Here is a 6,183-nt window from a genome sequence, read left to right as displayed (position 1 = left end):
ATACCTCCAGTAGAAACTGACGGTATTTTCAATTAATTAAATCCACTCTGCTAGGTGTCGTTGCTCGGACGCTTACCGTTTACCCTCCTTATTTGGTCTTCCAATATTTAGATAGAAACCGGAGATCTCAGTGTCATTAATTTTGGTAATTTCCAAAGGGATATTTTTGAGTATAGATTCAGTTAATTTTACTTTAATTGACGCCATTTTTCGCACACCTAGAGTTAACCCTAAATTTTTTTCGCACATTTATCGCACGAACTGATTTTAGTTCACTAAACTTCACGTTCATTCACTAGGTATAATTTAAAAGCACAATCCTTTCAATGGCAATGAGTTACAATAACTTTGAATACTTCACGATAGGACACGTTAAGCCATTTTTGTACACTAAAGAACACAGGTAATTTTTATGGGGTGGCAGGGGTCGAGAGTTCGAATCTCTCCATACCGACCATTTATTCCCTTTAATATTCTGCAATTACACAGAACCCAAAGTTTTCTCATAAATACCATTTGTATTATTAACTTTTATAATTACTTTTAGTTCAAGTTTTAGGTATGAAAATTATTAATACTTACAGTAATTTTAAGGAGTGCTTCGGTTACTTTTTCTAGCGCTTTTATAAACAATGGTCAGCAGCGGGTAATGCATTGCTTTTTTCTCAAGTAAGTAGCAATCAGCATGTCGTGGGCTTTCATGCGGCAAGAAGTCATAAACCCCGATAGGAACACAGGATACATACCCTTCATTACTTTTCCACTCACACTCATCGGTATAAAAAAATAACGTACCTTTATACGTACAACTCAGCGAAAGTGCCAAAAATACCTTTTGGTGTAGGAAAGCGTTTAAGTAAAAGTTTCATATTGGACCTTTCTTGCAGGCATAAAAAACCTGCATGAAGCGGCCTGTAAGTTTTATTAAAGTTTAAAAACTAAACCCCAAATCAAAACTATTAGTCTCTCGTTGCTCTTGAATATCATCAAATGTCAAAATAAGCTTAGCAATTCCTATTCGCCCTTTTAGTTTTTCTAACTCATTAATATTAGGTACTTTTAATCTCAGTATTACGTAATTAGCATCTCGTGATAAGCCTGCTGGCTCGCTAATGTAGCTATGGATTATTTCAATGTTAGGAGATATAAAATTAATGTATTCGGGTATCGTCCTCTTTGCTCCATTAGAGTCAATTATAAAGTCGACATTTAAAGCAGTGCCCGTTCCAAGGTTTTGCACTAATAATTCATACTGAAAAATGTCATTATCGAATTCTTCATACTTGTGTAATATTGGTCTAATAGAATTCATATACTGCTTTTCATTATGTCTAAGTCCATTTTTGGCAAACAAAAAAGTTATCAATGTAGCGGTTAGTGCTATTAAATCACTCAACTTCACTTCAAATGAAAAGCTCTGGCCTAAGATAACACCTGTACAGACACATAGCACAACAGCTACTATTGTCATTAAATCTAGTTTTCGCATAAAATTCCCTCATGTTTATAGAGAAGAAATATTAACAAGGCAACTCTAAATACAAAATTGTAGTGGTATATATAAGCAGACGTTCGTAAGGATACCTTAAACCAAACTATACTTAATAAGCATTACAACCAACATTCCCCAAACCTAAATAAATCAATGCACCTTTTTCAACCATAATGGCTCGCTAAAATATAAGAAGAAACTATTAAAATAAGCATTTAAATAACATGATCTTCCTCTAAATTTGCTGTTCAATACTTGTTCGACTATTACTATATTATAGGAACTACATTTACTTGCGGGATGCTTGATGGACCTTAAAAAAGTAAATAAAAAATCTAATTCACCTAGTTCAAATGTAAATATGGACGAAGCCTTTTTAGCTCAACTAGTTAGTTGTTTACCCATGGGGGCAATGGTAGTCAATACCGATGCTCAGATCCTTTTTGCCAATAGTCAACTATCTGAAATACTGGGCTATGAGGACTCAGAACTAATAGGGAAGAATATAGATAGTTTACTTCCAGCGCAATTTAAAGCGAACCATATCCACTTGATGAGTCAGTTTTTTGCTAACCCTCGAAAACGATTAATGGGTGAAGGCCGTGAGTTATTTGCGAGTCAAAAAAATGGTAAGCAAATCCCAATCGAAATAGGTTTAAACCCGATACAAGGACAACAAGAGTTAGTTTTAGCCACACTGGTTGATATATCGCAAAGGCTGCGCGCTAACAATATGTTTCAACGCTCTATTCAAGCTGCACCTCATGGTGTGTTAATAGTAGACCAAGCGGGCATTATTCAAGCGGTTAATCAATCGTTATGTAAATCTTTTGGCTACAGTGAAATAGAATTACTCGATAAAAAAATGGAAATGCTATTACCGCATCGCTATCAAGGGCACCATTCAGCACTTCGCCATTCATTTCATCGTGAACCCAGTGTCAGAAGTATGGGAGTAGGCAGAGATTTAACCGCCTTACACAAAGACGGAAAAGAATTCTCAGTTGAAGTGGGCCTGAGTCCTTTTATAAACACCAATGACGAAGACATGGTATTTGTGTCGTTGTTAGATATAACAGAACGAAAACGAATGGAAACCGAGTTAAAAGAAAATAACACAAGTTTGAAGGAGTTTACCTATGTAGCTTCTCATGATTTACGCTCTCCATTGCGGGGTATTTCAAACTTAATTGAATGGATAAAAGAAGATTTGGGCACTACCACGCCTGAAGTAGAATATAACTTAACACGTATTGATGATCGTATTCATAAAATGGAGACGTTAATAGATAATTTATTGGCCTATGCAAGAGCAGGCAAAGCCACTCTAGATACTCAAGTAATCGATATGCATAAGTTAATTTCTAACGTTACCGAACTATTGGATTTACCGGCTGGAATGAAGCTTCGTAAAGACATTCAATTAGATACTATCGTCACTGCATGGACGCCACTTGAAACCGTGGTCCGCAATTTATTAAGTAACGCTATTAAACACCACGACAGTAAAGAGGGAACTATAGAGATTCGTTGTGTAGCAGAAAATACGCTTTGCCATATCACTGTGACTGATGATGGCCCCGGTATACCACCAGAGGCTTACGAGCGTATTTTTAGTTTGTTTCAAACAACCTCTGATGATAAATCGGGTTCAGGTATTGGGCTGTCTATTAGTCGGCGTTTGGCACAAGCTCATGGTGGGCGCATTTCAGTAAGCTCAAATGAACTGCAAAAAGGATCTACATTTCATGTGTGGTGGCCTCGCTTTGCAAGGAAAGAAAATTTATGATCAAAAATCTATCTATACTGCTTGTTGAGGACGACGATGTTGCCGCGGAAGCCGTTACAAGAAGCCTAAAAAAAGTGGATCCTAAAATTAAAATAATTTGGAAACAAAACGGAAAGCTGGCACTAGATGCGTTACGAGAAAAAGCGCAACAAAAAGAAATATCAGAGCCCTACTTAGTATTGCTAGACCTGAATATGCCAGTGATGAATGGCTTTGAATTTTTAGAGCATATTCGTAAAGATGAAAAATTAAACGATACCGTTGTATTTATACTCACGACCTCCAATGAGGATAACGATCGTACTCGCGCGTACCATAATAACGTAGCAGGTTACATGGTTAAACATGCAATTGGCCCGCAGTTTGCCAAATTAGCGACACTTATGGATGCTTATATACATGCCGTTGAGCTTGAATAAGCCATTTTGCAAGAGATATGGATATGATAACTTCAATAGATAATTTTGAAACCTGCGACAGTATTAAACTACTCATTGTTGATGACGATGCGGTTGATAGAGAACAAATACGCCGTATGATATCACGCTCTAATATACAGGCTAAAATTTCAGAAGCATCTTCTATTGAAAGCTCTATGTCTTACCTTGAGCATAGGGAATTTGATTGCGTCATAGTTGATTACCGATTAGGTATCGGATCGGGGCTTACTCTGCTGGATAATATTAGAAAGTCTGTAAATAACCACTGTGCTGTGATTATGATCACGGGCTTAGGGGATGAAAAAATAGCAGCAGAAGCTATGCGCCTAGGGGCAAGCGATTATTTACTTAAAAACCAATTAAAAAGCGATCAGTTGATACACTCTATATCTAGTTCCATTCAACGCGCAAGCTTAGAAAAAAAACTTCATAACATGGCACATTACGATAGCCTAACAGGCTTAGCAAGCCGCCCAATTTTAATTGATCAACTTCAACAGGCCATTACATCTCAGCAAAAGCTCGCCGTTGCCTATTTAGATTTAGATAACTTTAAACCCATTAATGACAAATATGGTCATGAAACCGGTGATTTCGTGTTGAAAACCATTGCCCAAAGGCTACAAAACACATTACGCAAGGAAGATACACTAGCGCGTATTGGTGGAGATGAGTTTATCCTTTTATTAAGAGGGGCTGCGCACACAATACAAGAATATGAGATTCTGTTACAAGACGTGCTGATTGAGGTAAACGACCCTATAAAATTAGCAGAGTTTTCGTGCTCCGTTCAAATTTCAGTCAGCATCGGCGTTGCACTTCCCAGTGATGATGGCTTAACTTGTGATGACATTTTACGAAGAGCCGATCAAACTATGTACCAAGCAAAAAGATCAGGAACAAACCGGATTCTGTTTTTTGATCCAGAGGAAGAAAGCCTAAGGCATGCAAGACATGATTTGTTATTGGCTGCTGAAAAAGGCATTGCTCGTAAAGAGTTTATTTTACATTATCAACCAAAGGTAAATTTAATGGATCACCAGTTAATTGGCGTTGAAGCCTTAATACGCTGGAATCACCCTACTTTGGGTTTACTTTACCCTGGTCACTTTTCAGAGGCATTAGAGCACCCACACATTGGTATATTAATTGGTGAATGGGTACTTGCTGAGGCCTTAAAACAACATAAAATTTGGACAAGAAATCATCTTTCTATGAGTGTAAACATCTCTCCAGCTCATTTACTTAGTGAGGGCTTTGTTGAAAACCTCAGAGAGTTACTCATCAGCACTAATAATATAAAACCAAAAACCCTCGAATTAGAAATTTTAGAGAGCACTACAATTGGAAACGTTGACCAAGCAGTCGACGTTCTCAATGGCTGTAGAAATTTAGGTGTAAGTATTGCGTTAGACGACTTTGGTACAGGTTACGCCTCTTTGAGTTACTTAAAAAAATTACCTTTAGATACATTAAAAATAGATCAAAGCTTTGTTAAAAAGCTCCTATCAGACCATGAAGACAAGTCCATAGTTACGTGTATCGTGGCGCTAAGTAAAGCATTTGGGTTTAACCTAATAGCAGAGGGGATCGAGTCGCAAGAGCTAGAAAAAGTACTTATAGATATGGGTTGCTATCATGGGCAAGGCTATTATATTGCCAAACCAATGTCTGCAGATAACATGAACTTATGGATAAAAAATATGACATCAACTAAACACTGACCATAAATAATATCCCTCTATTTGGATTGCCAATGATATACATAAATTGGCGTTTGGTAAAAATCTTTAAGCTTGATAACGTTAGTTGGTTTAAATGAAGGTAAAGCGAAAGTGTTACTCACAATAGTGATTTTATTTTTAATTTTGTCATGCTTTAACTTATCTTCAAGCGCTACCATACCACCAGGAAACAAGTAACATACCAAAGTAGACGCAGAACTAAGATCGGCATTTTTGAAGTCTTTACGATAGAGGGTAAGATTACCTAAACCCAAACTATATTTAAAAAGCACTGAAACCATCCAAGGAAACCACGATAACTCATAGCCAATAACCTGTTTATTAGGCTGATTTTTGGCAACCGCTATAACGAGTGTCCCCCAACCTGAACCCAAATCAATTAATGCGCCTTTTTCATCCATGCTTATTGCATTAAGCATAGTTTGGCGCGCTTTGCTTGAGCTCATCATCGGTGAAATTCCCGTTTTTAGCGTGCTCCAAACAATAGATAAAGCGATTAGAAGAACTAAAAAGAAAAGTCCGATAGCAATAAAGTCCATACTAACTAACACCTGATAACGGTTGAATCATCATAATCTCACCTTATCGATTATTTGTTTCTATATAGTAAAACCATTACAAAGAGCACCGTTAGTATAAATTGAGGGCGTTCAGAATTCTGTGTCAGCCTAAGTTGCTAAATATCTAGCACACCATCTAACCTACCTTCGAAGTGGA

5 protein-coding genes are annotated in these 6,183 nt (G+C 37.1%); 3 read left to right on the top strand and 2 right to left on the bottom strand.

Features of this window, described 5'->3' with window-relative positions:
• Positions 1-931: 931 nt before the first annotated feature.
• Complete coding sequence (locus AAEY57_RS18425; RefSeq protein ID WP_350608484.1) at positions 932-1,489, bottom strand: DUF8453 domain-containing protein; 558 nt, start codon at positions 1,487-1,489, stop codon at positions 932-934.
• A gap of 310 nt (positions 1,490-1,799) precedes the next feature.
• Between AAEY57_RS18425 and AAEY57_RS18420 the strand changes: the two genes are divergently transcribed.
• Genes AAEY57_RS18420 through AAEY57_RS18410 form a run of 3 tightly spaced genes read left to right on the top strand, consistent with a single transcriptional unit; the run spans position 1,800 to position 5,445 of the window.
• A complete protein-coding gene (locus tag AAEY57_RS18420; protein WP_350608483.1) occupies positions 1,800-3,281 on the top strand; it encodes a PAS domain-containing sensor histidine kinase in 1,482 nt (493 codons plus the stop codon).
• Complete coding sequence (locus AAEY57_RS18415; RefSeq protein WP_010392817.1) at positions 3,278-3,700, top strand: response regulator; 423 nt, start codon at positions 3,278-3,280, stop codon at positions 3,698-3,700. Before AAEY57_RS18420 ends, AAEY57_RS18415 begins: the two co-directional genes overlap by 4 nt.
• Before the next feature lie 23 nt (positions 3,701-3,723).
• Entirely contained in the window at positions 3,724-5,445 is a 1,722-nt protein-coding gene (locus tag AAEY57_RS18410) for a GGDEF domain-containing response regulator (protein ID WP_235575599.1), read from the top strand.
• A gap of 17 nt (positions 5,446-5,462) precedes the next feature.
• On the opposite strand, the gene AAEY57_RS18405 is transcribed toward AAEY57_RS18410, so the two are convergent.
• Positions 5,463-6,005 carry a class I SAM-dependent methyltransferase gene (locus tag AAEY57_RS18405; RefSeq protein WP_350608482.1) on the bottom strand — a complete coding sequence of 181 codons (543 nt, stop codon included), beginning with the start codon at positions 6,003-6,005 and terminating at the stop codon, positions 5,463-5,465.
• Positions 6,006-6,183: the final 178 nt, after the last annotated feature.

Source organism: Pseudoalteromonas sp. MER144-MNA-CIBAN-0113 (assembly GCF_040308965.1).
GTDB classification, from domain to species: domain Bacteria; phylum Pseudomonadota; class Gammaproteobacteria; order Enterobacterales; family Alteromonadaceae; genus Pseudoalteromonas; species Pseudoalteromonas tetraodonis.
The sequence above is the reverse complement of the archived record's forward strand: the minus strand, read 5'-3'. Positions and strand labels throughout refer to the sequence as shown.